Below are 25,340 nucleotides of genomic sequence, written 5' to 3' on the forward strand. Positions count from 1 at the left end.
GGCGGTCATCGGCGAGCGGGTGCGTGTGTATCAGGCCGTGACGCTCGGCGCGAAGAGCTTTCCATCGGGCAATGACGGCGTGCTCGTGAAGGGCAACGCGCGGCATCCGATCGTCGAGGACGATGTCGTGATCTATGCCGGCGCGACGATCCTTGGCCGCGTCACCATCGGCAAGGGCTCGGTGATCGGCGGCAACGTATGGCTCACGCATAGCGTCCCGCCGGGCAGCAACGTTTCGCAGGGCAAGGTACGCGAAGGGGCGGGAGCGGATGCGCCGCGCAATGGCGTCGGCGGCGACAACGGCCACGGCGCATAGAACAAAAAAGGGCCGCTAAGGCCCTTTCTTTTGCGTGCTGCGACTATGCGCTTCAGGTATTCGTCACGCTGAACGCGCTCGATTGCCCGACGATCGCAAGAAACTCGCGCCGCGTGGAAGGATCGTCGCGGAACGATCCCAGCATGCGCGATGTCACCATCGCCACGCCCGCCTTGTGCACGCCGCGTGTCGACATGCACTGATGCGCCGCTTCGAGAATGACGCCCACGCCGAGCGGCTGCAGGACTTCATCCAGCGTATCCGCGATCTGCGCGGTCATCTTCTCCTGGATTTGCAGGCGCTTGGCGAACGCATCGACGAGGCGCGCGAGCTTCGAGATGCCGACCACGCGCTTGTTCGGCAGATAGGCGACATGCGCGCGGCCGATGATCGGCACCATGTGATGCTCGCAATAGCTCTCGAAGCGAATGTCCTTCAGCACGATCATTTCGTCGTAACCCTGCACTTCGGAGAAGGTGCGGGCGAGGATGTCGTGCGGATTCTCGGCATAGCCGGCGAAGAACTCTTCATAGGAACGCACGACGCGCGCCGGCGTGTCCAGCAGGCCTTCGCGGCGGGGATCGTCGCCGGCCCAGCGCAACAGCACGCGCACGGCGGCTTCGGCTTCCTCGCGCGACGGACGATCGGCTGAGTCAGCGGGCATGTCCGAGCCGGTTAGATGATTTTTGCGCGGGCTGCTCATTGAAAACTCCTTCTGTTCGGTTTTGCGGATAGCGCCTTATATTGTTCCACGTTTTGGAAGGCCTATACGCTTGTCCGGTCTTTAGAGCTTTCGATGGCGGCCCGTGCCCGCATGACAGCATGCGATCAGGCCGGGTGGCTCTCTACGCCGCCGAGCACCATCCACGACACGCCGAACTTGTCCTGCACCATGCCGAAGCGCTTCGCGAAGAACGTCTGCGTCATCGGCATCTGCACCTGGCCGCCGTTGCCGAGCGCGTTGAAGAACTTCTCGGCGTGTTGCTCGTCGTTGGCCGTCAGCGAGAGCGATACGCCCTGGAAACTGGGCTTGCCGCTGCACATGCCGTCGGAGGCCATCAACATTGAATCGCCGATGGTGAACGCCGTGTGCATGACCTTGTCTTCCGAGCCTGCGGGCAGGCTGCAGCCGCTGGCCGCTTCGCTCCCGCCTTCTTTCGACGCATCGGGATTGTCCCTGAAGCGCATCATCATGAGCACTTGCGCGCCGAGCTGTTCGCGATAGAACGTGACCGCTTCTTCGCAACGGCCTTCGAAAAACAGATACGGTTGAACTTGCATGTCTGCTCCTTGAAAGTGACTGTCAGGGCTTTTCGTCGGGGTCCATGTCCATCATCAGCGGCACCGAGGCGTGCTCGTGCACCACGCGCCAGTCGCCGTCTATTTTTCTAAAACATACGGTGGCGCGAACGATGTCGTCGCGCCCGCCCGCCGCCACGCGATTGAGCGAGTGCAGAAACGCAATGTCGCCGCTTGCCGCGATATGCATTTCCCTGAACTCGAACGTGAACGGGCCATTGATGCTGTCGAACCAGCGCTGCCAGTTCTCGCAATAGTGCTCGACGCCCTGCATCGACGCGGGCGGTACGACATCGAACACGACGGCATCCGCCGCATAATGCGCGACCAGCGCAGACGTGTCTTTTGCGAGCACCGCTTGCCGCCACGCCTCGGCAATCTCGCGTATGCGCGCTTCGTCATTCATACGGTCGTTCGGAACGGACATGCTGCCTCCACACGTGACGGTATTCCTACGATGCACGCCTGTCGTGACAGAACAACGGCAAAGGCGTACGCAAAATAATTCTTCGCTTGTGTACACCGTCCACAAAAAGTAGCAGAGATAATGGACGCTGTCCACATAACGCATCGCCCACGCAAGCAAAATGACAAGACCGAACGCGACCAAAGCGCGAAGCACTTACAGACATGGCGATCTGCGCCGTGCGTTGATCGACGCCGGGATCGAGCTTGCGCGTGAGGGCGGGCCGGATGCCATCGTGCTGCGTGAAGCGACACGCCGGGCGGGCGTCGTGCCTAACGCGGCGTACCGGCATTTCGAAAGCAGGCAGGCGTTGCTGTCGGCGGTGCGGTCGGCGGCGTTGTCAGCGGTGGCTGCGGCGATGGAAGACGAACTCGCCGCGCGCCCGAAGAAGCGTCGCCGCGCCGATGCCGCGCGCTCGGGGCTGCGCGCGATCGGTGCGGGTTATCTGCGTTTCGCGCAGGAGGAGACGGGATTGTTCCGCACCGCGTTTGCCGCGCCGCAAGCGGAGTGGACCGAGCACGACGCGCCCTATGGCGCGGGACCGAGCGGTCTCGATCCTTTCCAGCTATTGAGCCGCGCGCTCGATGAGATGGTGGAGGCGGGCGCGCTCGAAGCCCGTCGCCGCAGGCAGGCGGAGTATCTGGCGTGGAGCGCGGTGCATGGTTTCGCGCTGCTATTGATCGAAGGTCCGCTGCAAGGGCTCGGTCCTGAAGAGGTCGAGCCGCTTGCTGCGCGTCTGCTTTCGATGGTCGAGCAAGGCTTATAAGCGTTTAGCCCTTGTTCTTCGCATCGACGCTTGCCACCGGTTCGACAATGCTCAGGAGCAGCAAGAGACAGAGCAGGGACGTGCCGAACATATAGAGGAACACGCTCGTCCAGCTATAGCGATCGAGCAGCAGCCCGACGGCGAGCGGGGCACACGCGCCGCCGATCTGCCCCAGCGAATTGACGATGCCGAATGCCGTCGGATACGTCGCTTTCGTGGCAAGGCCCATCGGATACGCGGAATAGCCCGCGAAGCCGATGCCGAGCATGAGGCCGGACATGATCAACGCCGCGCCCAGATAAGCGACGCTGTCGGGCGCGTCGATCAGCGCGAACATCATGATCATGGTGCCGAACGCGCCGAGCATCATCATCGGCTTGCGGCGGCCGCCGAGCAGACGGTCCGAGATCACGCCGCCGAGCATGTTGCCCGCTACCGCGCCGATGAAAGGCGCCGACGCGAGAAAGCCCATCTTGACGGAAGCGAAGCCCTTCACGGTGACGAGATACGTGGGAATCCACGAGATGAAGATGTTGCTGATGCCGATCATGCAGCCATAGCCCAAGGCTACGCCGAAGATATTCCATGAGCGGAACACCTGGCGAATCGTGTCGAGCGGGGCAACGCGCTTGGTGCGATTGATGGCGTCGAGCCAGGGCATCGGTTCGAGATGGCCGCGGCTCGCAGCCTTGGCTTCGCTGATGCCGGCGGGCGCTTCATCGAGAATATAGCGGCGCTCCTCGGGCGAACAGAACCTGTTTTCGCCGGGCGAATTCGTGACCAGCACCATCCACACGAACGCGAGGACGATACCCGGTACCGCGAACACATAGAAGATTTCACGCCATCCCCAAAGCTGGATCACGATGATGCACACCGGCGGCACGATCAGCGGCCCGAGCTTCGACGCCGCGATCCAGAGGCCCGTTGCCGTGCCTTTCTCTTTGGCCGGAAACCAGCGGTTGATGATGTTCGTGCAGCCGATGCCGAGCGGTCCTTCCGACAAACCAAGGCCGACGCGATACGCCTGAAGCAGAAACACCGACGACGTGGTGCCCATGAGGCCAGTGAACACGGACGTCAGAATCAGGAACACGGAGAAAAGAAAACCCGTGGTCTTCTCGCTGAGACGCTTGTAAAGCAGGCCGACTGGAATCTGCACGAAGCCATACGCGAACGAGAAGAGGCTGACGATCAGGCCGGCCTCGGTATTCGTGATGTGGTATTCCTTCTTGAGATACGGCAGTGCGATGCCGAAATTCGCGCGGTCTGCGCAAGCGATGGCCCAGATACAGAAGATCAGGCCCATCACGATCCATCGGTGACCCGTGCGCTTGCCCGCAATGGGCTCGGCCTGCACGGACGAGACAACGCCTTCAGCATTATTCATGTGACTTCCTCCGGTTCATTCGACGCGAGGAGAACATCGCGCATGGGTTGAACGCGTGTTCTTGCGAAGGGACAGCTTCAGCGGGCGGGGCCGCTAAAACGTTCGAAGGCGGGGAAGTGCAAGGGAAGTGCGAATGTAAGGCTCGATTTCACGCTGATGTCTCCGATCAGATTCAAGGCAATTTTTAGTGTTCTTTCTGCCGATGAACCGATTCTCGCGGCGGACGTGATCAGCCGTCCAATCTTTTATTGCTATTACCTGATTCCCGTATTGAATCGGTTGCGGCGCTCCGTGCGACGCGTCGAATTGTGGATCAATTGATAGCGATTTGGGATTGGACCCGCACTGGAAAAGACGACATGATCCGTCGCAATCCATCGCCCGCGACGAACGCGATTCACACGGAGACACTCTCTTGAAGCCGAACATCCTGCAACTGAATCCCATCCTCGTGCCCGCGATCAACGACACCTTGAACGCACGGTACACGATGCATCGCCTCTTCGAACAGGACGACAAAGAGGCGTATATCCGCGAGCATGGTGCATCGATCAGAGGCGTCATCACGGGCGGGCATACGGGCATCTCCAATGAACTCATCGCGAAGCTGCCGGCGCTCGAAGTGATCGCGGTCAATGGCGTGGGCACGGATGCCGTCGATCTCGAATTCGCCCGCTCACGCGGCATTCCGGTGACGGCCACCTTCGGCGCGTTGACGGAAGACGTGGCGGATCTGGCTATCGGTTTGATCATCACCGTGCTGCGCGAGATCTGCCCCGGCAATGAGTTCGTCAAGGCCGGCAAGTGGCCGTCCAATCCGAGTCCCGCTGCGATTCCGCTGTCGCGCCGTTTTAGCGGCAAGCGCGTGGGCATCGTCGGGCTGGGTAAGGTCGGCCGCGCCATCGCGCAGCGCGCATCGGCGTTCGGCTGTCCGATCGCTTATACGGATATTCGCCGCATGGACGATGTCGAGCATCGCTTCGTGCCCGATCTTCTATCGCTTGCTCGCGAAAGCGACATTCTCGTGCTGGCCGCCGCAGCGGATAAAGCGCAGGGCATCGTCAATGCAGCCGTGCTCGATGCACTCGGCAAGGACGGTTATCTCATCAACGTTGCGCGCGGCAAGCTGGTGGCGGAACACGATCTCGTCGATGCGCTGAAGGGCGGCGTGATCGCAGGCGCGGGCCTCGATGTGTTCGTCGATGAACCGAATGTGCCGTCCGAACTGTTCGGCATGGATCGCGTGGTGTTGCAGGCGCATCGCGCGAGCGCGACCGTGGAATCGCGCACGGCGATGGGCGAGATGGTGCTGGCGAGTATCGCCAAGGCGCTTGCAGGTCAGCGTCCTGAAGGCAGCCTCACGACCTGATTGACGCGGCAATGCAGCGCGATACCTCTGGAAGCGCACCTATAATGATCGGCTACGCCGTCACCCGCGCCGTTTGCGCCGATCACGATGCTCGACCTTGGACAAGTACGTTGCTTCGTCGCCGCCGCGACGGAGCTGAACTTCCGACGTGCCGCCGCGTTGCTCAACATGACGCAGCCGCCGCTCAGCAGGCAGATACATCTGCTTGAAGAGAACCTGGGCGTCAAGCTGTTCGAGCGCATCGGACGCACCGTCAAGCTGACGACCGAAGGCCACGTTTTCCTCGCCGATGCATCGCGGTTGCTCAATCTCTCCGAGCAGGCGGAAAGCGCCGTGCGTCGCGCGAGCAAGGGCAAGACGGGGCGCGTGCGAATCGGCTTCACCGGCGCGGCGGGGTATGAACTCATTCCGGAAGTGCTCGTTGCCGCACGGCGCGAATTGCCGGATATCGATGTCGTGTTGCTCGAACTCATTTCCGTCGCGCAGATCGAGGCCTTTGCCGCTAATGCAATCGACCTTGGATTTCTCAGGCCCTTGCCGTCACGTCAGAAGCTCGAGTTTCAGCTTGTCGACAGAGAGCCTTTGATCGTCGCACTGCCAGCGGGTCACGCGTTATGCGGCCATGAAGAGATCGCGCTCCGGCAGCTCGATCAGCAACCGTTCATCATGCACTCGCCTACGCACGGAAAATACTTCTATGAACGCATCATGGGCATGCTTGCTGCGGAAGAAGTGAATCCGCATTTCACCCAATATATCGATCAGACGCCGACCATTCTGTCGCTCGTACGCGCCGGGCTGGGTGTGGGCATTCTGCCGGCATCGGCGCAACGCTTCCATTACGACAACGTCGAGTTCCGCCTGATCGCTAACCACAGCGTGCAGGCGGAAATGAGCATGGCCTGGCGCGCGGATCAGGACAATCCCGCCGTCACCGCGTTCAGACTGATGGCGGCGGATCACTTTGCCACCAAGGCACAAAGCTGACTACAAGATGTGAAGCGCCTTGGCCGTCGCATCGATCGCCGCGTTGGCCCTGGCGACGATCTCATCGATTTCATCGTGCGTCACCACGAGCGGCGGCGATAGCAACATGCGGTCACCGCTTGCGCGCATCACGAGATTGCCGTCGAAGCTGAAATTGCGGCACAGGGTTCCGATCTCGCTGCCATTGGCGAACCGCTTGCGATTGACCGGATCTTCAGCGAGTTGAATGCCTGCAACGAGACCCGCACCGTGTATCTCGCCGACGAGCGGATGATCGCTCAGCGCATCGCGCAGTCGCTGCTGGAAATACGGTCCCGCATCGTCTTTGACGCGTGCGACGATGCCTTCATCGCGCAATAGCGTCAGGTTCGCGACCGCGACGGCCGCCGCGACCGGATGTCCGGAATAAGTGAAGCCGTGATTGAACTCGCCGCCATCAACGATCGCATCCGCGATGCGGTCCGACAGCCCGACCGCGCCCATCGGGACATAGCCGCTCGTCAGACCCTTCGCCATCGTGATGACATCCGGCGCAAATCCGAAGTGGCGATGCGCGAACCATTCACCCGTGCGCCCGAATGCGCCGATCACTTCATCGGCGATCAGCAGAACGTCGTGCTTGCGGCAGATGCGTTCGATCTCCGGCCAGTAAGTCGATGGCGGAAAGATCACGCCGCCCGCGCCCTGAAACGGCTCACCGATAAACGCAGCGACGTTCTCCGCGCCGAGTTCGATGATCTTCGCTTCGAGCCGACGTGCCCGCGCGAGGCCGAATGCTTCGGCGTCCATTTCGCCGCCTTCGCCGAACCAGTAAGGCTGATCGATATGCGCGACATGCTCCATCATCGACGGCATCTGCTCGTGCATGTAAGTCATGCCGCCGAGCGTAGCGCCCGCGATCGTCGATCCGTGATAGCCGTTGTGTCGCGCGATCACATAACGCTTGTTCGGCTTGCCTTGCAAAGCCCAATAGCGATGCACCGCGCGCAGCGCCGTATCGTTCGCTTCAGAGCCGCTGTTGGAGTACAGAAAGCGATTGAAGCCTGCGGGAGCCAGTTGCGCGAGCATGCCGGATAGCTCGATCACCGGCGGATGCGTCGTTCTGAAGAACGTGTTGTAGTAGGGCAATGCCTGCATCTGTGTACATGCTGCATCGACGAGTTCGCGCCGTCCATAGCCGACGTTGACGCACCACAGCCCCGCCATGCCATCGATGATGCGCTCGCCATCCGAGTCCCAGAGATAGACGCCTTCCGCTTTCACGATCACGCGGCTTCCCGCGCGATTGAGTTCCGCCATATCTGAAAAGGGATGCAGATGATGCGCGGCATCGAGCGCACGATAACGCGCCGTCGAGTGGATACGATCATTCATGTTTGCCTCCGCTATCAGACGTGCAGCAATAGATGCTTGCGTTCCCATGAACTAATGACACGGAAGAACGCTTCATATTCGGTTTCCTTCAACGCCAGATAGGCGCGCACGAATTTCTCGCCGAACATGTCCGCGAGCGGCTCGCATGCGCCCATCAGCGTCAAGCCTTCGTCCAGATTGCGCGGCAACTGAAAGGGCATTCGATAGCCGTCGCTGGCGAGCGGCGCAGTCGGTTCCAGATGCTGCGTCATGCCGAGATAGCCAGCGGCAAGCGTTGCCGCAATCGCGAGATAAGGATTGCAGTCCACGCCCGGAATGCGATTCTCTATGCGCCTTGCTTCGGGCGACGCATGCGGCACGCGAAAGCCGACCGTGCGATTGTCATAGCCCCACTGGACGTTGATCGGCGCGGCCATGAAGCGCGAGAATCTTCGATATGAATTGATATACGGCGCGAACACAGGCATCAGTGCAGGCGTGTATTTCTGCAGGCCCGCGATATAGCTATGAAACAGGCCCGTCGCTTCGCCATCGCGCCCGGTGAAGAGATTGCGCCCGGTCGCCTCATCGACGATGCTTTGATGCACATGCATGGCCGAGCCCGGTTCGTTCTCCATCGGCTTGGCCATGAACGTCGCGTACATCTTGTGGCGCAACGCGGCTTCGCGCACGGTGCGCTTGAACAGAAACACGCGGTCCGCGAGATTGAGCGCATCGCCATGCAGAAAGTTGATCTCCATTTGCGCCGCGCCGACTTCGTGAATCAGCGTGTCGACTTCCAGTTCCTGTACCTCGCAATACTCATAAATGTCTTCGAAGAGCGGATCGAACTCGTTGACCGCGTCGATGGAATACGCTTGCCGGCCCGTTTCCGCGCGGCCCGTGCGGCCGACGGGCGGCTGCAACGGAAGGTCGGGATCGCGATTGACGTCGACGAGAAAGAATTCCAGTTCAGGCGCCACCACGGGCCGCCAGCCTTTCGCCTCGTATTTCTGAAGCACATGACGCAACACGCGGCGCGGTGAAATGCCGACCGGCGTGCCGTCGAAATGCACGCAGTCGTGAATGACTTGCGCGGTCGGGTCAGTGGCCCACGGAATCAGGCGGATCGTCGATGCATCCGGCACGCAGATCATGTCGGGATCGGTCAGGCCCGTGAAGCTCGCGTCGTCGGGATAATCGCCGGTCACCGTCTGGATCATGACGGCCTGCGGCAGGCGCATGGATTCGCCCGATTCGAACTTGCTGCGCGGAATGATCTTGCCGCGTGCGGTGCCTGCCATGTCGGGAATGATGGCTTCGATTTCAGTGATGCGATGCTTGCGTAGGAATTCGTCTATGCGTTCCATCTGCGTTCTCTCTTTCCGATGCGTTTTCATAGGGCGCGCGCATCTCCGGGCTAGGCGGGAGATGCCGGCCGCAAAGCGTGCAGACGAGCGAGGCCCGCGCGAATGCTCGCGCTCGAGCGGCTGTCGAGGGAAGAAGCGGAAGAAACGGAAGAAGAGGCGCTACGGCAGCAGCGAAGCCGCGCCGACGCAATCCACGGCGATGAACGCGCGCGCTGCAATGGCGTTGCGTCGCCGCACGGAACGGCGAGACAGGATGGTGACGACCGGCATGAAGCGGCAATCGGGATAGATGCCGCAGCGATCGGTGAAGAAGCGGCTCGCGCTTCTGCTAACCAGAGGGCTTTGGACGCTCACGATAATGCTCGTTTGGCGAAATTGAACTACTCGAGGGATGGCGGCGCATGGCCACTGAGTCCCTCTAGCGAGAATATACGAGCCATCGACGCCGTCAAGCCGTGTTTTCCAGCGCAGAGGTTTTTGTCATGCAGAAAGGCTCAGTCCAATTTCATTGATAATGTCGCCTCGTCGTTCTTTCGCCTTCTCGTCTTCAACGCGCCCGATGCTCGCCAATCTGCTCGTCCAACTCGTCAACGGTCTCGCCGATGCCTGCGCGCCCTTTCTGGTCGCATCGGGACTCTCGCTGATCTTCGGCGTGACGCGCATCGTCAACTTCGCGCATGGCTCGCTGTATATGCTCGGCGTGTACGTCGCGTATAGCCTGACGAGCCGTTTCGGTGCGAGCGTGGCGGGTTTCTGGGCATCGGTCGTGGCCTCAGCGGTCGTCATCGGCGCATTGGGCGCGGTGATCGAAATCGGCGTGCTAAGACGCATCTATCGCGCGCCGGAGCTGTTCCATTTGCTCGCTACCTTTGCGCTCGTATTGATCTTTCGCGACGCCGCGCTTTATCTGTGGGGCCCGGAAGACCTGTTCGGCCCGCGCGCGCCGCATCTCGCGGGCGCGGTGCAAGTGCTCGGCCATGCGTTGCCGGCTTATAACCTCATGCTCATCGTGATCGGACCGCTCGTGCTCGCCGCGCTCTGGTATGCGCTGACGCGCACGCGCTGGGGCACGCTCGTGCGTGCGGCGAGTGCTGACCGCGAGATGCTCGGCGCGCTGGGTGTGAATCAGGCGTGGCTCTTCACCGGCGTGTTCTTCGTCGGCGCATGTCTCGCGGGGCTGGGCGGCGCATTGCAGGCGCCGCGCATGTCGGCGGATCTGGCCCTCGACATCGCGACGATCGGCGATGCCTTCGTCGTCGTCGTCGTGGGCGGCATGGGCTCGATTCCCGGCGCGTTCGTCGCGGCTCTGCTGATCGCGGAGATCAAGGCGCTGTGCATCGGCATTGGACACGTGTCGGTCATGGGCGTGGACTTCTCGTTGTCGCGATTCACACTGGTCGCCGAATTCGTCGTGATGGCCGTCGTGCTCGTGTTGCGGCCCTGGGGGCTCTTCGGTCGTCCGCAAGCCATCGCGCGTTCCGCCGCGCCCGCCGACAGGCCGCTCGTTCCCGCGACGCGGCGCATGAAGTTCGCGGCGGGCGTCGTCGTGTTGATGCTCGTGCTCGCGCCGCTTGCTGCAAACGCTTTTCCGTACATGCCGGTGCTGCTGGTCGAGATCATGATCGCCGTGCTGTTCGCAGCAAGCCTGCACTTCATCATGGGACCGGGCGGCATGCATTCGTTCGGACATGCCGCTTATTTCGGCCTTGGCGCATACGGCGCGGCGTTGTTCCTGAAGGCATTTTCCCTGCCGATGGAAGCGGCGCTCGTTTTATCGCCGATCATCGCGGGCCTGGGCGCTATCGTCTTCGGCTGGTTCTGCGTGCGCTTGTCGGGCGTCTATCTCGCGATGCTGACGCTCGCGTTCGCGCAGATCGTATGGTCGGTCGTGTATCAGTGGGACGCCGTGACGGGCGGCAGCAACGGCCTGCTCGGGTTGTGGCCATCACCGTGGCTTTCGTCGCCGGTCGCCTTCTATTACTTGACGTTGTTAGCCGCGATAGCGGGCGTCTGGTTTCTGCGCCGCATGCTGTTTGCACCGCTCGGTCTTGCAATGCGCGCGGGCCGCGATTCGCCTTTGCGCGCGGAAGCAGTCGGCATCGACGTGGCGCGCGTGCAATGGGTCGCCTTCGTCGTTGCATCGCTCGTGTGCGGACTTGCAGGGTCACTGTACGCGTTCTCGAAGGGCAACATTTCACCGGACGTGATTAGCGTCGCGCGCTCCGTCGACGGCCTCGTGATGGTCCTGCTAGGCGGCATACAGACGCTGACCGGGCCTATCGTCGGCGCTGCGGTGTTCACGTGGTTGCAGGACACTGTCGCGCGGCAAACCGACTACTGGCAGGCGCTGCTCGGCGCGGCCATTCTCGTGCTGGTCATCGCGTTTCCGCAGGGCATTGCAGGCTTTCTGCGCGATCGATTCCCGGAGGCGCAATGACGCTCTTGCGCATCGAACATCTGTCGAAATCGTTCGATGGCGTGCAGGCCGTCGATGACGTGTCGTTCTCGTTGAAGGCGGGGGAGCTGCTTGCGCTCATCGGTCCGAATGGCGCGGGCAAATCGACGTGCTTCAACATGATCAACGGGCAACTCAAGCCAGGCGCAGGCTCGATCGAACTGGATGGTCAACGGATAACGGGCAAGCGTCCGCGCGACATATGGCGGCTCGGCGTAGGCCGCACGTTTCAGATCGCGGCCACGTTCAATTCGATGACCGTGCTCGAAAACGTGCAGATGGCCTTGCTGTCGCACGAACGGCGCGTTTTCAGCCTGTTTTCACGCATTGCTTCGTGGCGCGAAGACGAAGCCATGGCGTTGCTCGATCTCGTCGGCATGGCGGGACATGCGCAACGCAGTTGCGCCGTGCTGGCTTATGGCGATGTCAAGCGCGTCGAACTGGCCGTTGCTTTGGCGAATCGCCCGAAGTTGTTGCTGATGGACGAGCCGACCGCCGGCATGGCGCCCGAAGAACGCAACGCGCTGATGGCGCTGACCGCGCGCCTTGCGAAAGAGCGCAACATCGGCGTGCTTTTCACCGAGCACAGCATGGACGTGGTGTTCGAATATGCGGATACGCTGATCGTGCTGGCACGCGGCAAGCTGATCGCGCAAGGCGATGCCGATGCCATTCGCAACGACTCGCGCGTGCGCGAGGTGTATCTGGGCACGGGCGCATCGTTCAGTCCGCATGCCGCGCTCAACGACGGAGCCGCACGATGACGCTGCTCCGGGTCGGCGCCCTCAACGCATTCTATGGCCGTGCGCAGATTCTTTTCGATGTCGCCTTCGACGTGCGGCCCGGCGAAGTGGTCGCCTTGCTGGGCCGCAATGGCGCGGGCAAGTCGACGACCATGAAGGCCATCATGGGCCTGTTGCCGCGTACGACGGGCGCGATATCGTTCATGGGCGAGAGCATCGTCGGCTTGCCGCCGTATCGCATCGCGCGCATGGGACTGGGCTATGTGCCGGAAGACCGCCGCATATTCGGCGATCTGACCGTGATGGAGAATCTCGACACCGGCCGTCAGCCGCCACGCGAAGGCGCGCCCTCGTGGACGCCCGAGAAACTCTTTCGCGTGTTTCCTAACCTGAACGAAATGCGGGGCCGCCGCGCGAGCCGCATGAGCGGCGGCGAGCAGCAAATGCTGACGATCTCGCGCACGCTGATGGGCAATCCGCGCGTGGTGCTGCTTGATGAGCCATCAGAGGGCGTGGCGCCGGTCATCGTCGAGCAAATGGCCGATATGATCCTCGAATTGAAACGTGAAGGCATAGCCATTGTTTTGTCGGAGCAGAATCTGCACTTTGCGGCGCTCGTCAGCGACCGCGTTTATGTGCTCGAAAAAGGCCAGATTCGCCATGAAGGCCCGATGAAGGAATTCGTGCGCGACGATGCCGCGCGTCGTGCGTACCTGGGCGTTTGAGCGTCGATGCTCGCGCCAAAGCAATATCGCTAAAGGAGAAAGATTGATGACGATTCGTGCAGGACGATTGCTCAAGCTCACTTTGACCGCCATGGCGGCGCTAAGCGTTTTCGAAGCCCACGCGGACACCATCAGGATTGGCGAAATCAATAGCTATAAGGCGCAGCCCGCTTTTCTGATGCCCTATAGAAATGGCTGGAATCTCGCGCTTGAACAGATCAATGCCGCAGGCGGCGTCAACGGCAACAAGCTCGAAGTCGTCTCTCGCGACGACAACGGCAACCCCGGCGATACCGTGCGCGTGGCGCAGGAACTCGTCGCCCGCGAACAGGTGAAGCTTTTGTTCGGCGGCTATCTGTCCAACACGGGACTCGCGCTCGCTGACTACGCCAAGCAGCGGCGCATATTCTTTCTCGCCGCCGAACCGCTGACGGACAAGATCGTCTGGCAGAACGGCAACAAGTACACCTATCGCTTGCGGCCTTCCACTTACATGCAGGTGGCGATGCTCGTGCCGGAAGCGGCCAAGCTCAAAAAGAAGCGCTGGGCGCTTGTCTATCCGAACTATGAATACGGCCAGTCCGCGGTGGCGACCTTCAAGCGCCTGCTGAAAGCCGCGCAGCCCGATGTCGAATTCGTCGCGGAGCAGGCCACGCCGCTTGGCAACGTGGATGCAGGTGCGGTCACGCAAGCCCTGGCCGATGCGAAACCCGACGCCATCTTCAACGTGCTCTTCAGCGCGGACCTCGGCAAGTTCGTTCGCGAGGGGAACACGCGCGGGCTGTTCAAGGATCGCGCGGTGGTGTCCTTGCTGACCGGCGAGCCGGACTATCTGGACCCGCTCGGCGCGGAAGCGCCAACGGGCTGGATCGTGACGGGCTATCCGTGGTATTCCATCGATACCCCCGCGAACAAGCAGTTCGTCGCGGCATATCAGGCGAAATACCATGACTATCCGCGCCTGGGCTCAGTCGTCGGCTATACGGCGATGATGTCGCTTGCCAATGGCCTCAAGAAAGCGGGCAGCGCCGATGCCGACAAGCTCGCAGCCGCATTCAAGGGCTTGCCCGTCGATACGCCTTTCGGTCCTATCGTCTATCGCAAGCAGGACAATCAATCGACGATGGGCGCCTACGTCGGCGTCACCGCGCTGAAGGACGGCAAGGGCGTGATGACGAATTTCCGCTATGTCGATGGCGCGAGCGTGCAACCATCGGATGAAGAAGTGAAGAAGCTGCGCCCGGCAGATTGATCAGTCTTTGGGAAAGGGCTTGCTGAAGTATTTCGATCCGGCAAGCCCGAAACGCCACGGCACATCCATCGCCTTGCTGATGCCGATGCGCGGCCCCGATACGATGTCGAAAGCTTCTTCGGGCGGCTCGATATGAAAGGGCGCTTCCAGCAGCGACATGCCGTTGTTCTTGTGCGTGATGCCGAGCGCCTGCGCGACGCGCCCCGGTCCGGAGCACAACAGCTTGAGCGGTTCGAGTCCGCGCCGCTCGCGCATCGTGTCGATGCCCGTCAACGGTTCGATCGCGCGAATCAGTACTCCCGCGCCGTGACCGGCTTCGCGGCACACGAAGTTCAGGCACCAGTGAATGCCATACGAGCGATACACATACGCATGCGCGGGCGGCCCGAACATGACCATGTTGCGGGGCGTGGGGCCTGAGAAGCTGTGCGATGCCGGGTCTTCGCGGTCGTAAGCTTCGGTTTCGACGATACGGCCGCCGACGCCATCCACGGTCACGATCGCGCCGATGAGACGGCGCGCGACCACATCCGAGGCGGCGGAAAAATCGATGGGATCAGGGTTCGCTTTCACACCCGGCATTCTACGGGCGAATGTTCATCGGCGTCATTGCGTCATTGCGTCAGCCGCAGCACACCGAGCCTGCCCGCGATCTGCTGAAAGATGCTGTTCAGCGTGGCGTTGTCGGGTGCATGGTAGTAGTTGCCGGGACTCGCGCAACTTTGCATCGTGACCTGCGCGGTCGAACTCGAGGCGGACGCGCCGAACGTGATCGCATAGACCGTGATGCCCTTCGCCTTTATCGCCGAGCAGATCGCCAACTGAAACGTGTTCGCGTCGTCGGGCCAGCCCGCGTTGTTGCCGCTCGAAGGGTCTCTCGGATCGCCGCCATGCAGCTCCGCGGAATCGGTGCGTGCATTGCTCATCGAGGAGCCGTCCGCGCGTTTCACCGTGTTCGCGGCGAGACTGTTCGATCCCACGCCGGACAAGCCGTTGAAGTACAGCGTATTGGGAATGGAACCGGCTGCGCCGATCTGATTCAGTCCATCGGTCAGCACGATCATCACGCGCTGGAGATTCGACACGGTGCCATCGGTGGGCTTGGGCAAGCTCGTATCCGTCGATACCCATCCGTTTCCCTTGCCCGCCACGTTCTGCGACCACGCGGGTTCGAGCATGCGCCAGCCCCATAGCAGACCGATCGGAATGACGGTCGAACCGGAAGGCGTCATCGCGTTGACGGCACTGGTGAGCGCGGTCTCGTCTTGCGTGAGGAAGGTGACCGGTGTGGCAAGACAGCCGGAATTTTGCGTGAGCGTTTGCCCCGAGGACGTGTACTGATCGTAGCGATACCCGATGCCGGTTCCTTGTCCCGAGCTCGGATAGTCACACAGATTGGCTCCGCCCGAACCCAGCGTGACCGGAACGTTGCTCGCGACCGTGGGAGAGTAGTTTTTCGAAAGGCTGCACGAGCTGTAATTGCTTCTGCTGCTATACGTGTAGACGCTCAGTCCGCTCGTCGGCACGTTGTAGTAGTAACGGCCGAACTTGCGCGTATCGCCCGGCGAATACGCTTCGGGGGACAGGTAGCCTCCCGTGCGCGGCTCGACAGGGCAACCGCTCCAGCTTGCCGTCTTGATCGAAGAGGTTGCGTTATAGACGGGCCATGACGAACTGAGCCAGCTCCCGCTCGACGATAACGCGCCGCTCACGTTCACCGTGCTCGCGAACGGCACGAGCCCGATATAGCTCTTCTTCGATGCCGATGGCAGCACGCTGCCGATCAGCGTGTTCGCCGCTCTTTTCAGGCCGGTCATCTTCGTTTCGCCGCTGACGCCGTTCGCGGCCGAACTCATCGAGCCGGTGTTGTCCAGCACCATCACGAGTTCCAGCGTGCTTTCGGGCAGGCGCAACGCCGTGTTCGTCGCGGAGACGATGGAGGCCTGCGGCGACGACGGCGTCGAACCGGAGCCCGACCCCGACCCCGGACCGCTCACATGCATGCTCAGGACCTTCGGCGCGAAGAGCGGCATCGAACCCGATGCAGACAACGAGATTTTCTGACCGGCGGCGGGTGTGCCCGTCACGGTCGCGACGAAACTGGCGTCGGGCATCGTGAAGCCCAGCGCGTTCGTTGGCATGTTCGCGTTGTAGTAGGCGCGGGCGTCGGCCTGCCAGGTCGCGAGGTTCGCGCCGGTCGGCGTGCCGTTGAAGTGCGAGAGGTCCGCGCCGGCCGACAGCGTCGCGACGTCGAGCGCCATCTGCATGCGGCCCTGCGTCATCGCGTAGTCGATCGCATCGAGCGCCATGCACATCGAGCCGATCGTCGCGCTCGCGCACATGGCGAACAGAATCGCGACGGCGCCGCGTTCGCCGTCGCGCACGCGGCGCACGAAGCGCCTCGCGGCGGGCATCGGCTTGAACGTGAGCCTGGCTGAGAGTCGGGCGCGCGAGTCCATGGTCATTGCTTGTAGAGCGGAAGGCCGGTACGCGTTCGCACGTAGACGCGGCGATAAATGGTCTGCTTGCCCGGCAGCCCGGACATGAAGTTCGATGTCATCGTGAACGGGTTATACGACAGGAACACTTCCACGATGATCGCGGAATCGCCGGTGCGGAACGGCCACGTCGCCGGCAGCAGATTCGTCTTCGTGACCTGTGACGTCATGCCCGCGTTCTTCGTCCAGCCCGACGGCGATGCGGTCCAGTAAATCGTCGCGGTCCCGGCTTTCAGCGAGTACGAGTTGTCCGTGATGCACGGCAGCGAGTCGCACACGGACGTGATGTAGACCATGCCGTTTCCGTTGAGCTTGTAGGGCGCGGCGATCAGCGCAGCCGCGCGCCATACCGATGCGGTGCTGTTCGCATCGGCGGTGTCGGCGTCGTCGATGATCACGCTCGACATTTGCCCGAGCGAGTTCGCGACGGTAAAGGCCGTGCGATCCACCGCACTGACCGCTCGCATGTACATGTACAGCTCGGTGAAGCCGAGCAGAACCAGCAGCATCAGCGGCACGATGACGACGAACTCGACCGACACGCTGCCGCGATCCGAATGCAGCAGCGCCCTGATTCTCCGCGCCAATTTATCGAATAGCCGGGCCATGTTCATTTCTCGTTCTGCACGATGTAGTTGCGCTGGAACGTCAGCTCCTTGACGCCGAACATCTTCGGAATCCCGGTGACGCCCTGCATCGTGAGCTTGATGTTGTAGACCACGACATCGCCGTATGCGCCCATGTCGCTCGACGGCGTGTAACTCGCATTCGCGAGGTTGCCAAACGTGACGTAGTTGGCTTCGGTAATGGCCACCTTCGCACCGAGCTTCGTCCATCCGTTGAGAATCCGGTTCACGATCGCGGACGCCTGATCCTGTCGCGTGCCGCTGGCGGGCGCCGTCGTCGTGAGGCCCACGCGTGACGCTTCCTGCGCCGCCACTTGCACGGTCGCATCGACGATCATTTCCAGCGCCAGTTCGATGGTGCCGACGATGAGCACGACCGCGACCATCAGCACGAAAGCGAATTCGATCGCCGCGATGCCGCTGTCGTCGCGAAGAAGGCGCGTCGCTTTCACTTGATGCCGCCGGCTTGCGCGAGCCGTTCGCGCTGAATGTCGTAGTAGCGCAGGTTGTCTTCCACCGATGCCTTCGGCAAATCGCGCGACAGGATTTCGGCGGCGGCTTCCCTGTTTCCGAGCAGACCGTAGGCGAGCGCGAGGTCCTGGCGCGCTTGCGGCGGCGCGGCGGGGAATCGCGTTACATCGAGCAGCACGTTCGCGCCTTCGCGCGGATCGCCGCCGAGGATCAACGACATGCCGAGGTTCACCGACAGCATCGGGTCGCCGGCATGCTTGCTCAACGCATCGCGCAGAAAGGCCTGTGCCGCCGCGTGATCGCCCGTCATGTCGATGGCCGCGCCGAGTCCGGCGAGCGCGAGCGTATCGTCCGGCGAGAGCGCGACGAGGCGTCGATACGTCGCGATCGCGTCATCGAAGCGGCGCTGGCGCAACGCCACGCGCGCCATGCCGATGAGCGGCGCGGGCGCGTTTGCATCGATCTTGCTCGCGCGGTCGTAGTACACGCCCGCCCGCGTGAAGTCGCCGACCGCATACAGCGTGTTGCCGAGCCCGGTGAGACCCGCTGCGGAGCGAGGATCGGCCTGCACCGCTTTTTCGTAGAGCGAAGTCGCCAGTTCGAGATTGCCGGATTCGAGCGCCGTGTCCGCGATGCGCAACTCGCTCATCGTGCTGGGCGCGGAGTTGCGCATGACCGGATGCGTATCGGTGACCTGGCGCGTGGTCGTCGTGCATGCGGCGAGTGCAATGACGAGCGATGCCGCGCCGGCTCTCGACGCAAGATTCAGTGCGCGGCTCGCGCTGCTTTTTCGAGTGTTCATTTCTTTGCGAAAACGCTCATGAGTTGAATGACGGCCGGGCCTGCGGCAATGAGCATCACCGCGGGAAGGATGAAGACCATCATCGGCACGGCCATCTTGGGCGCGAGCTTCGCGGCCTTTTCTTCGAGCGACACGATGTGTGCAAGCCGCTCCGTATGCGAAAGCGTGCGCAGGGCCTGCGTGATCGGCGTGCCGTAACGCATCGATTGCGTGAGCGTCGAAATGAGCGCGCGAATCGACGGCAGGTCGATACGATCGGCCAGCGAGTGCAGCGCGCGCTGGCTGTCGCCCGACAGTTTGAGTTCGTCCGCCGTCAGCGCGAACTCGCTTGAAAGCGGCGGGCAGATGGTCTTCATTTCATCCGCGACGCGGCGGATCGACACGCCGAGGCTATTGCCCGCGTTGGTGCAGATGACGAGCAGGTCGAGCGCATCGGGCAGGCTCGACGCCATCGCCTTGCGGCGGCGCGAGGCAAAGAACGCGAGCACGTATTCCGGCAGGATCATGCCGACGACGAACACGAGCAGCATCATGATGCCGCGCACGGCGGGATAGCCGCCCACCACGGGGATATGCGAGCCGAGCATCACGGTGAACGCGGCGCAGATGAGGCCGACGACGAACTTCACCGCGAGCAGCACGGACACGGCTGCCTGACTGCGATAGCCGCTGCGCACCATCTCTTTCCTGAGCTTCTCGCGATACTTCGCGTCGAAGAGCGGCAGACGGTCGCCGAGCCGCGCGAGCCGATGCGTCGCGCGCGCGACGGCACTGTCGTTCTGATCGTCTTCGTCGCTCGCGCCTTCATTGCGATGCGTGAGCCCGGCCTGACGCACGCGATCCGCGATGCGTCCGCGCTGGCCGCCGTGCTTCGTCGCCCACCAGATCGCAATCGCGATCACGAGCGCCAGCAGCATCAGCAGGTTGATGAGTGTTTCGACGTTGGCCTGGCTCATCGCGATGTATCCAGTTTCGACATCTTGTGAACGACGCTCAATCCCATCACGAGCGAAATCGCCGCACAGGTGAGCACTTTCTGACCCGTCGACGTGTCGAACAGCACCATCAGATAAGCGCGATTGAGCAGGAACATGCTGCCCAGAATGACGAACGGAACGGACGCGAGAATCTTCGTCGTGATGCGCGCCTCGCCGGTCAGCGCACGCGTCTTCTGGCGAATCTCACGGCGCTTGCGCACGATGCCCGCGAGGTTTTCGAGCGTCTCGCCAAGCTGTCCGCCGGTTTCGCGCTGAAGCAGCAGACATACGCAGAAGAACGAAAAATCGGCGATGCCGATGCGCGCGACCGCGACATTGAGCACTTCTTCGAGATCCAGGCCGACCTGGAGCGCATCGCCCATCTGCTTGAACTCGCTGCTGAGCGGCTCGGGACATTCGCTGGCTGCCGTGCCGATCACATGCGTCACCGGCACGCCCGCCCGCACTGCGCGCACGATCAGGTCGATCAGATCGGGGAAGCCATCGAGGAAGCGCCGCTTGAAGCGTTCGATGAGAAAGCGGTAAGCCTGCGTCGACGCGAACACGGGCAGCCCGATCAGCAACACGGGCGTCAGCATGGAAGGCAAGGGCAGAAAGCGCGCCATGGCGAGCGCGATGATCTCCGCGACGATGGCCGCGCCCAGCACCACGCGCAACCCGTTCGCGCCGGCCACCGTCTCGAGCCGAGCGATTCGCGGCGCAAACCAGAGGCTGAACGCGTTGTCGTTGCGGCTCAATGTATAGAGGTCCGAATGATCGTGACGTGCATCGTTCAGGCGCATGCCGTTCTGCGGAAACGCTGAGCGGATGCGCGCGCGGATGCGTGCGTCGGGCCGTTGATTGCGCATGTCCTGCAGCACGAGCGCCATGATGCCGAGCAGCAGCACGCCGGCAAACGCGCAGAACGTAATCAGGTCGACGGAGGTCATGGCCGCATCGCCTCCAGCAGCGCATCTTCGAGACCGTAGTAAGCGGCGCGCGTGGCAAACGAAGGCCGCACCGCCGCACATTCGTAGACGCCCTTGACTTCCTCGCTATAGGCGCTCGCGTCGTAGCGGAAGGTGAACAGGTCCTGCGTGATGATCACGTCGCCTTCCATGCCGACGAGTTCGGTGATGCGCGTCACGCGCCGCATGCCGTCGCGCATGCGTTCGATCTGCACGATCATATGCACCGCGCTTGCGATCTGGCGGCGGATGGACAGCAGCGGCAGGTTGCCGTTCGCCATCATCACCATGCTTTCCAGACGCGTGATGCCGTCGCGCGGCGTGTTCGCGTGGATGGTGGTCATCGAGCCGTCGTGACCGGTGTTCATCGCCTGAAGCACGTCGAAGGCTTCCGCGCCGCGCGTTTCACCGAGGATGATGCGGTCCGGGCGCATCCGCAGCGCGTTGCGCACGAGGTCGCGCTGCGTCACCGCGCCGAGTCCTTCCGCGTTCTCCGGGCGTGTTTCGAGGCTCACGACATGCGGCTGCACGAGTTGCAGTTCCGCCGCGTCTTCGATCGTCACCGTGCGTTCGCCATGTCCGATGAAGTGCGACAGCGCGTTCAGCAGCGTCGTCTTGCCTGAACCGGTGCCGCCCGACACGATGATGTTGAGCCGCGACGTGCTCGCGAGCTTGAGCACGGTCGCCATCGCGCTGGACATGTTGCCTTGCTGCGCCATGCGATGCAGCGTGATGTTGCGCTTCGAGAACTTGCGAATGGAGATGGATGCGCCGTGAATCGCGAGCGGCGGCAGTACGACGTTCACGCGGCTGCCATCGGCGAGACGCGCATCGACCATCGGGCTGCTTTCGTCGACGCGACGCCCCACGCCCGCCGCGATCCGCTGCGCCACGTTCACCACGTGATTGTTGTCGCGAAACTTGCAGTTCGTGAGTTCCAGCCGTCCGTGACGTTCGACGTAGACCTGATCGGGACCGTTGACGAGCACGTCGGTGATGGTGTCGTCCGCGAGCAGCGGTTCGATCGGCCCGAGCCCGAACATGTCGTTCAGCAGTTCGCCGACGATCTGCTGCTGCTCCGCGATGGTGATGTTCAGGCGCTCGCGTTCGGCCACGTCGAGCACGAGCGTCTCGACGCCCGGCTTCATCTGCTCGCGCGTCTTGCCCACCGCCGCAGACGGATTCATCGCGGCGAACACGCCGTTGCGAATGACTCTGAAGAGGTCCGAGCGCACCAGCACGTCGTTGCCTTCGGGCGCGGCGGGCCGCGCGGGCGGGGCGACGGGCACGGCATGAACCACCGGCGCGACGGCTTCTTCGTCCGCTTCCGGCGTTGAGCGCGAGGCCTGCTTCTGCCCGAACATCATCCTCTCCCGCGCTTGAGCTTCTGGAAGAAGGAACGTTCGGCGCTGACCTGCTGCCCGGTCAGGTCGCCACCGATGCGCGTGATCATCTGATTGAAGCCGTTTGCTGTTTTGTCCTTCGGCGCTTCGCCCAGATTTTCGGCGGTGGCGAGCGCCTTCGCCTCGAACGGGATTTCATACAGCACGGTGCGTCCGACTGCCGCCATGAAGTCGCCCGTCTGCACCTTGCCGCTCGTCGCGGCATTGGGGTTGTTCAGCAGGAGCGAGGTCGGCGGGTTGCTGTCGCGATCCTCGATGTGCCGCAACAGTCGAATGGTCGAACGCGTCGAGTGTACCGAGCGGTCCGCGACGAGATAGACGCGCGCCGCATGATCGAACGCTTCCTGTGCAAGCGGATCGTTCGGGTTGCTCACGTCGAGAATCACATAGTGGAAGCTGTCGCACAGCAGTTCGAGCACGCGCTGCAGCGCGCCTGCGGAAAAGGGCCGTGCCGCGGCAAGCTCCAGTTCCGCCGACAGCATGAACAGGCGCGTGCCCTTCGGGACGAGCGTGCGCTCGACGTATTGCGGATCGAGCCGGTGCACGTTCTGCAAGACATCGACGAGACCGTTGTTGGTCTGCAGGCCGAGCATCGAATTGGCGGCACTGCCATAGAGATTCAGATCGACATACGCGACCCGCCGATGGGTGTCCTCGGAAAGATGGCGCGCGACGTTGAGCGCGAACGTCGTTACGCCGACGCCGCCGCGTGAGCCGACGAAGGCGATCGTTTTGCCCGCCCGCGCGAGCATCACCGGACTGACCTTGCCTTCCGACACGCTGATCGTGCGCTTCAGCAATTCGACCGTTACCGGCTTGACGAGATAGTCGCGCACGCCGATCTTCAGCAGGCTGCGGAACAGGCCGACATCGTTGCGCTCGCCGAGTGCGACGACCTGCACCGACGGCTCGCACACTTCGGCGAGACGGCCGAGATCGGACAGCGGCATCACCGATTGCTGCAAGTCCACGAGCAGGAACAGCGGCGAGCGGTCGATCTTCGCGAGATAGGCGATCGCGTCGTCGACATTGCCGACTGCGACATGCGCATGCGGCATCGCCTGTTCGAGCACGAAGCTTTTGACGATCTGCTCGGTCTTGCGATCCGCGACGAACGCGATGAAGTCCGCGTTGCGCGCGCCGGACTTGCTCTTCGTGAAGGAAAACTCAGTGCTCATGGGTGTCTGCCTTGTCGTTCGTCACTTGCTGGTGCGTGAAGTCGACTTGTCGAGTTCGATCACCCGGCCGGTTTCATACCGGCGCACCGCGCTCGCCGCGACGGCCGCATCGGCGGGGCCGAGGGTGCGCGGCGCGACGAGGTCCTCGCCACGCGCGACTTGCGCCGCGAGATTGGTGTAGGTCGCGCATCCCCACTGCATGCTCGGCCGGCGAATGCCGGCGTCGGTCAGCAGCGACGGACGCGACAGGCTCGCGCAGTCGGGCGGCACGGCGGCCGTGCCGTCGAAGCCGATCACTGACGCTTCCGGCATGTTGCGTGGCGGCTTGAAGCAGCCGCTCGCGCTTACCGCGAACGCGCAGACGAGAAGGAGGGAGAGCAGTCGTGTGGGTTTCATGGCGGCCTCAGTACACATATCCGGCCGCGCCGACGAGACGCGGCTGACCGCTTTCCACGGCCCCGCCGTTCTTGCGCCGGAAGCCGTATTCGACGTCGCTCGACGGCGAAATCAGCGATTCCAGCGGCGAGCGCAGATTCGACGGATTCGTCGGCTCGACGAGATACGGCGTGACCATGATCACGAGTTCGGTCTTGTTGTTCAGATAGTTCGTCGACGAGAACAGCTTGCCAAGCACGGGAATGGAGCCGAGACCGGGCACTTGCGAAACGATGTCGCTGGTATTGCTCTGCAAGAGGCCGCCGATCGCAAAGCTCTGTCCGCTGCCAAGCTCGACGGTCGTATCCGCGCGACGCACCGACAGCCCCGGCACCGTCACGCCGCCGGTGGTGACGCTCGCGCTCGTGTCGATCTGACTGACTTCCGGACGCACCTTAAGGCTGATGCGGCGGTCGTTCAGCACGGTCGGCGTGAAATCGAGCTTGACGCCGAACTGCTTGAACTCGACCGTGATCGCGCCGTTCGTCTGCGACACGGGAATCGGGAATTCGCCGCCCGCGAGGAAGCTTGCCGTCTGACCGGACAGCGCGACGAGATTCGGCTCGGCGAGCACCGTGAGCAAACCTTCCTGATTCAGCGCATCGACGAGCGCTCGAATGTCGACGTTGTTGGTCCTGAAGCCGCCGAAGATCGAGAACGCATTGTTGGTCGGCAAGTTGACCGGATACGACACGCTGCCGTTCGAGCCGGTGATGGGATTGCTCAGGTTATAGATCGGGCGGCCGCTGAAGATGCCGCTATAGAAGTTGCCGACCGTGTTGCCCATCGCCTGCCAGTTGATGCCGAGTTGCTGCGTGACGTTGCGATCGACCTCGGTGATGCGTACGCGCAGTTGCACCTGCAACGGCCGGTCGATGGTCATGCGGTTGATCAGCACTTCCTTGTCCGCCAGATACGGCGTGACCGCCTGCACGATGGCGTCCGCATCGGCGGGCGTGGCGGCCTGGCCCGTCAGCAGCAGGGAGCCTTGTCCGGTGCTGACCTGCAGGTTCGTATTCGGGAAGCGGGCGGCGAGCGAGGCGCGCAGCGTCAGCATGTCGCGCGTGACGACGACCGTGCGTTGCACGATCGGCTTGTTGTTTGCGCCGAGCACGTAAAGCGTCGTCGTGCCGGTCTTCTTGCCGAGCACGAAAAGCGACTTGGGCGACGGCACCTGTACATCGGCGATGGCCGGATCGGCGATGAACACCGATACCGCCGGTTCACCGAACTGCAGCAGCGTGCCTTTGCCGGCATCGAGCGTGAGCGGGCCTTGCTGGCCCGCGTAGGCCGGCGGCGTCGCCCCGCGCACGATCGACGGTGCGGTGTAGGGCGGCGGCCGCACGGACTCCGCTGCCTGCGCGGCGCCCGCGGCGATGGCCGCGCACATCGGCAGGGCGGCGGCGAGCAGCCTTGCATCGGTACAGATCGAACTGAACTGCGTTTTCATGAACCTGAATCCTGGCGATGGCGCGCGAAAGGACGGTGACG

Annotated in this window: 26 protein-coding genes; 8 read left to right on the forward strand and 18 right to left on the reverse strand. The window is 62.6% G+C overall.

Annotated elements, in window-relative coordinates; genetic code table 11:
- The coding region (locus tag BG57_RS24730) for a serine O-acetyltransferase (protein ID WP_035969080.1) at positions 1–316 on the forward strand (316 nt) is incomplete at its 5' end.
- 52 nt (positions 317–368) lie between these two features.
- On the opposite strand, the gene folE is transcribed toward BG57_RS24730, so the two are convergent.
- The 3 genes from folE to BG57_RS24745 form a co-directional block, all read right to left on the reverse strand.
- Complete coding sequence (gene folE / locus BG57_RS24735; protein WP_035969081.1) at positions 369–1,019, reverse strand: GTP cyclohydrolase I FolE; 651 nt, start codon at positions 1,017–1,019, stop codon at positions 369–371.
- 125 nt (positions 1,020–1,144) lie between these two features.
- The gene (locus BG57_RS24740; protein ID WP_035969082.1) at positions 1,145–1,597 is read right to left on the reverse strand and encodes a VOC family protein; all 453 of its coding nucleotides are present in this window, start codon (positions 1,595–1,597) and stop codon (positions 1,145–1,147) included.
- Positions 1,598–1,619: 22 nt separating this feature from the next.
- Entirely contained in the window at positions 1,620–2,042 is a 423-nt protein-coding gene (locus tag BG57_RS24745) for a YybH family protein (RefSeq protein ID WP_035969083.1), read from the reverse strand.
- A gap of 160 nt (positions 2,043–2,202) precedes the next feature.
- On the opposite strand from BG57_RS24745, the gene BG57_RS24750 reads away from it, so the two are divergent.
- Complete coding sequence (locus BG57_RS24750) at positions 2,203–2,847, forward strand: TetR/AcrR family transcriptional regulator (RefSeq protein WP_035969085.1); 645 nt, start codon at positions 2,203–2,205, stop codon at positions 2,845–2,847.
- 4 nt (positions 2,848–2,851) lie between these two features.
- On the opposite strand, the gene BG57_RS24755 is transcribed toward BG57_RS24750, so the two are convergent.
- Positions 2,852–4,237, reverse strand: coding sequence for an MFS transporter (locus BG57_RS24755; protein WP_035969086.1), 1,386 nt, complete (start codon positions 4,235–4,237; stop codon positions 2,852–2,854).
- Positions 4,238–4,652: 415 nt separating this feature from the next.
- On the opposite strand from BG57_RS24755, the gene BG57_RS24760 reads away from it, so the two are divergent.
- Together BG57_RS24760 and BG57_RS24765 are read left to right on the forward strand one after the other, a co-directional pair.
- Positions 4,653–5,606: a 2-hydroxyacid dehydrogenase gene (locus BG57_RS24760; RefSeq protein WP_035969087.1), complete on the forward strand. Its 954-nt coding sequence runs from the start codon at positions 4,653–4,655 to the stop codon at positions 5,604–5,606.
- Between the two features lie 87 nt (positions 5,607–5,693).
- Positions 5,694–6,593 (forward strand): LysR substrate-binding domain-containing protein, encoded by a 900-nt coding sequence (locus BG57_RS24765; RefSeq protein ID WP_035969089.1) that lies wholly within the window; start codon positions 5,694–5,696, stop codon positions 6,591–6,593.
- Here the strand turns inward: BG57_RS24765 and BG57_RS24770 are convergent, their stop codons facing one another.
- From BG57_RS24770 to BG57_RS24780, 3 genes are all read right to left on the reverse strand, one after another.
- On the reverse strand, positions 6,594–7,967 hold the full coding sequence (locus BG57_RS24770; protein ID WP_174447244.1) for an aspartate aminotransferase family protein: 1,374 nt from the start codon (positions 7,965–7,967) through the stop codon (positions 6,594–6,596).
- 14 nt (positions 7,968–7,981) lie between these two features.
- A complete protein-coding gene (locus tag BG57_RS24775; RefSeq protein ID WP_035969092.1) occupies positions 7,982–9,316 on the reverse strand; it encodes a glutamine synthetase family protein in 1,335 nt (444 codons plus the stop codon).
- Between the two features lie 159 nt (positions 9,317–9,475).
- Complete coding sequence (locus BG57_RS24780) at positions 9,476–9,670, reverse strand: hypothetical protein (RefSeq protein ID WP_035969094.1); 195 nt, start codon at positions 9,668–9,670, stop codon at positions 9,476–9,478.
- Between the two features lie 205 nt (positions 9,671–9,875).
- Between BG57_RS24780 and BG57_RS24785 the strand changes: the two genes are divergently transcribed.
- Genes BG57_RS24785 through BG57_RS24800 form a run of 4 tightly spaced genes read left to right on the forward strand, consistent with a single transcriptional unit; the run spans position 9,876 to position 14,491 of the window.
- Positions 9,876–11,753, forward strand: coding sequence for an ABC transporter permease (locus BG57_RS24785; RefSeq protein WP_035969095.1), 1,878 nt, complete (start codon positions 9,876–9,878; stop codon positions 11,751–11,753).
- Entirely contained in the window at positions 11,750–12,535 is a 786-nt protein-coding gene (locus BG57_RS24790; protein WP_035969097.1) for an ABC transporter ATP-binding protein, read from the forward strand. The genes BG57_RS24785 and BG57_RS24790 overlap by 4 nt, the downstream gene beginning before the upstream one ends.
- Entirely contained in the window at positions 12,532–13,239 is a 708-nt protein-coding gene (locus BG57_RS24795; protein WP_035969099.1) for an ABC transporter ATP-binding protein, read from the forward strand. The genes BG57_RS24790 and BG57_RS24795 overlap by 4 nt, the downstream gene beginning before the upstream one ends.
- A 46-nt stretch (positions 13,240–13,285) precedes the next feature.
- The gene (locus BG57_RS24800) at positions 13,286–14,491 is read left to right on the forward strand and encodes an ABC transporter substrate-binding protein (protein WP_035969101.1); all 1,206 of its coding nucleotides are present in this window, start codon (positions 13,286–13,288) and stop codon (positions 14,489–14,491) included.
- Here the strand turns inward: BG57_RS24800 and BG57_RS24805 are convergent, their stop codons facing one another.
- The 11 genes from BG57_RS24805 to BG57_RS24855 are packed head-to-tail and all read right to left on the reverse strand — an operon-like array spanning position 14,492 to position 25,299.
- Positions 14,492–15,073 (reverse strand): DNA-3-methyladenine glycosylase, encoded by a 582-nt coding sequence (locus tag BG57_RS24805; RefSeq protein ID WP_035969102.1) that lies wholly within the window; start codon positions 15,071–15,073, stop codon positions 14,492–14,494.
- 32 nt (positions 15,074–15,105) lie between these two features.
- Positions 15,106–16,950: a vWA domain-containing protein gene (locus BG57_RS24810; RefSeq protein WP_229753855.1), complete on the reverse strand. Its 1,845-nt coding sequence runs from the start codon at positions 16,948–16,950 to the stop codon at positions 15,106–15,108.
- Positions 16,951–16,952: 2 nt separating this feature from the next.
- A complete protein-coding gene (locus BG57_RS24815) occupies positions 16,953–17,597 on the reverse strand; it encodes a TadE/TadG family type IV pilus assembly protein (protein ID WP_229753856.1) in 645 nt (214 codons plus the stop codon).
- Positions 17,598–17,599: 2 nt separating this feature from the next.
- Positions 17,600–18,067 (reverse strand): TadE/TadG family type IV pilus assembly protein, encoded by a 468-nt coding sequence (locus BG57_RS24820; RefSeq protein ID WP_035969104.1) that lies wholly within the window; start codon positions 18,065–18,067, stop codon positions 17,600–17,602.
- Positions 18,064–18,888: a tetratricopeptide repeat protein gene (locus tag BG57_RS24825; protein ID WP_052005982.1), complete on the reverse strand. Its 825-nt coding sequence runs from the start codon at positions 18,886–18,888 to the stop codon at positions 18,064–18,066. The genes BG57_RS24820 and BG57_RS24825 overlap by 4 nt, the downstream gene beginning before the upstream one ends.
- Positions 18,885–19,844: a type II secretion system F family protein gene (locus BG57_RS24830; RefSeq protein WP_035969106.1), complete on the reverse strand. Its 960-nt coding sequence runs from the start codon at positions 19,842–19,844 to the stop codon at positions 18,885–18,887. Before BG57_RS24830 ends, BG57_RS24825 begins: the two co-directional genes overlap by 4 nt.
- Positions 19,841–20,815, reverse strand: coding sequence for a type II secretion system F family protein (locus BG57_RS24835; RefSeq protein ID WP_035969107.1), 975 nt, complete (start codon positions 20,813–20,815; stop codon positions 19,841–19,843). Before BG57_RS24835 ends, BG57_RS24830 begins: the two co-directional genes overlap by 4 nt.
- Positions 20,812–22,197 (reverse strand): TadA family conjugal transfer-associated ATPase, encoded by a 1,386-nt coding sequence (locus BG57_RS24840; RefSeq protein ID WP_035969152.1) that lies wholly within the window; start codon positions 22,195–22,197, stop codon positions 20,812–20,814. The genes BG57_RS24835 and BG57_RS24840 overlap by 4 nt, the downstream gene beginning before the upstream one ends.
- On the reverse strand, positions 22,197–23,414 hold the full coding sequence (locus BG57_RS24845) for a CpaE/TadZ family protein (RefSeq protein WP_035969109.1): 1,218 nt from the start codon (positions 23,412–23,414) through the stop codon (positions 22,197–22,199). The genes BG57_RS24840 and BG57_RS24845 overlap by 1 nt, the downstream gene beginning before the upstream one ends.
- A gap of 21 nt (positions 23,415–23,435) precedes the next feature.
- Positions 23,436–23,810 (reverse strand): CpaD family pilus assembly lipoprotein, encoded by a 375-nt coding sequence (locus BG57_RS24850; protein ID WP_035969110.1) that lies wholly within the window; start codon positions 23,808–23,810, stop codon positions 23,436–23,438.
- A gap of 7 nt (positions 23,811–23,817) precedes the next feature.
- Complete coding sequence (locus BG57_RS24855) at positions 23,818–25,299, reverse strand: type II and III secretion system protein family protein (RefSeq protein ID WP_035969111.1); 1,482 nt, start codon at positions 25,297–25,299, stop codon at positions 23,818–23,820.
- Between the last annotated feature and the right edge of the window lie 41 nt (positions 25,300–25,340).

The sequence above is a fragment of the Caballeronia grimmiae genome (genome assembly GCF_000698555.1).
Classification (GTDB): Bacteria; Pseudomonadota; Gammaproteobacteria; order Burkholderiales; family Burkholderiaceae; genus Caballeronia; species Caballeronia grimmiae.

What these genes read in the sequence shown, in the direction of transcription:
- folE (WP_035969081.1), bottom strand. Translation starts at nt 1,019, where the DNA reads ATGAGCAGCCCGCGCAAAAATCATCTAACCGGCTCGGACATGCCCGCT.
- BG57_RS24740 (WP_035969082.1), bottom strand. Translation starts at nt 1,597, where the DNA reads ATGCAAGTTCAACCGTATCTGTTTTTCGAAGGCCGTTGCGAAGAAGCG.
- BG57_RS24745 (WP_035969083.1), bottom strand. Translation starts at nt 2,042, where the DNA reads ATGTCCGTTCCGAACGACCGTATGAATGACGAAGCGCGCATACGCGAG.
- BG57_RS24750 (WP_035969085.1), top strand. Translation starts at nt 2,203, where the DNA reads ATGACAAGACCGAACGCGACCAAAGCGCGAAGCACTTACAGACATGGC.
- BG57_RS24755 (WP_035969086.1), bottom strand. Translation starts at nt 4,237, where the DNA reads ATGAATAATGCTGAAGGCGTTGTCTCGTCCGTGCAGGCCGAGCCCATT.
- BG57_RS24765 (WP_035969089.1), top strand. Translation starts at nt 5,694, where the DNA reads ATGCTCGACCTTGGACAAGTACGTTGCTTCGTCGCCGCCGCGACGGAG.
- BG57_RS24770 (WP_174447244.1), bottom strand. Translation starts at nt 7,967, where the DNA reads ATGAATGATCGTATCCACTCGACGGCGCGTTATCGTGCGCTCGATGCC.
- BG57_RS24775 (WP_035969092.1), bottom strand. Translation starts at nt 9,316, where the DNA reads ATGGAACGCATAGACGAATTCCTACGCAAGCATCGCATCACTGAAATC.
- BG57_RS24785 (WP_035969095.1), top strand. Translation starts at nt 9,876, where the DNA reads ATGCTCGCCAATCTGCTCGTCCAACTCGTCAACGGTCTCGCCGATGCC.
- BG57_RS24790 (WP_035969097.1), top strand. Translation starts at nt 11,750, where the DNA reads ATGACGCTCTTGCGCATCGAACATCTGTCGAAATCGTTCGATGGCGTG.
- BG57_RS24795 (WP_035969099.1), top strand. Translation starts at nt 12,532, where the DNA reads ATGACGCTGCTCCGGGTCGGCGCCCTCAACGCATTCTATGGCCGTGCG.
- BG57_RS24800 (WP_035969101.1), top strand. Translation starts at nt 13,286, where the DNA reads ATGACGATTCGTGCAGGACGATTGCTCAAGCTCACTTTGACCGCCATG.
- BG57_RS24805 (WP_035969102.1), bottom strand. Translation starts at nt 15,073, where the DNA reads ATGCCGGGTGTGAAAGCGAACCCTGATCCCATCGATTTTTCCGCCGCC.
- BG57_RS24810 (WP_229753855.1), bottom strand. Translation starts at nt 16,950, where the DNA reads ATGGACTCGCGCGCCCGACTCTCAGCCAGGCTCACGTTCAAGCCGATG.
- BG57_RS24815 (WP_229753856.1), bottom strand. Translation starts at nt 17,597, where the DNA reads ATGGCCCGGCTATTCGATAAATTGGCGCGGAGAATCAGGGCGCTGCTG.
- BG57_RS24825 (WP_052005982.1), bottom strand. Translation starts at nt 18,888, where the DNA reads ATGAACACTCGAAAAAGCAGCGCGAGCCGCGCACTGAATCTTGCGTCG.
- BG57_RS24830 (WP_035969106.1), bottom strand. Translation starts at nt 19,844, where the DNA reads ATGAGCCAGGCCAACGTCGAAACACTCATCAACCTGCTGATGCTGCTG.
- BG57_RS24835 (WP_035969107.1), bottom strand. Translation starts at nt 20,815, where the DNA reads ATGACCTCCGTCGACCTGATTACGTTCTGCGCGTTTGCCGGCGTGCTG.
- BG57_RS24840 (WP_035969152.1), bottom strand. Translation starts at nt 22,197, where the DNA reads ATGTTCGGGCAGAAGCAGGCCTCGCGCTCAACGCCGGAAGCGGACGAA.
- BG57_RS24845 (WP_035969109.1), bottom strand. Translation starts at nt 23,414, where the DNA reads ATGAGCACTGAGTTTTCCTTCACGAAGAGCAAGTCCGGCGCGCGCAAC.
- BG57_RS24850 (WP_035969110.1), bottom strand. Translation starts at nt 23,810, where the DNA reads ATGAAACCCACACGACTGCTCTCCCTCCTTCTCGTCTGCGCGTTCGCG.
- BG57_RS24855 (WP_035969111.1), bottom strand. Translation starts at nt 25,299, where the DNA reads ATGAAAACGCAGTTCAGTTCGATCTGTACCGATGCAAGGCTGCTCGCC.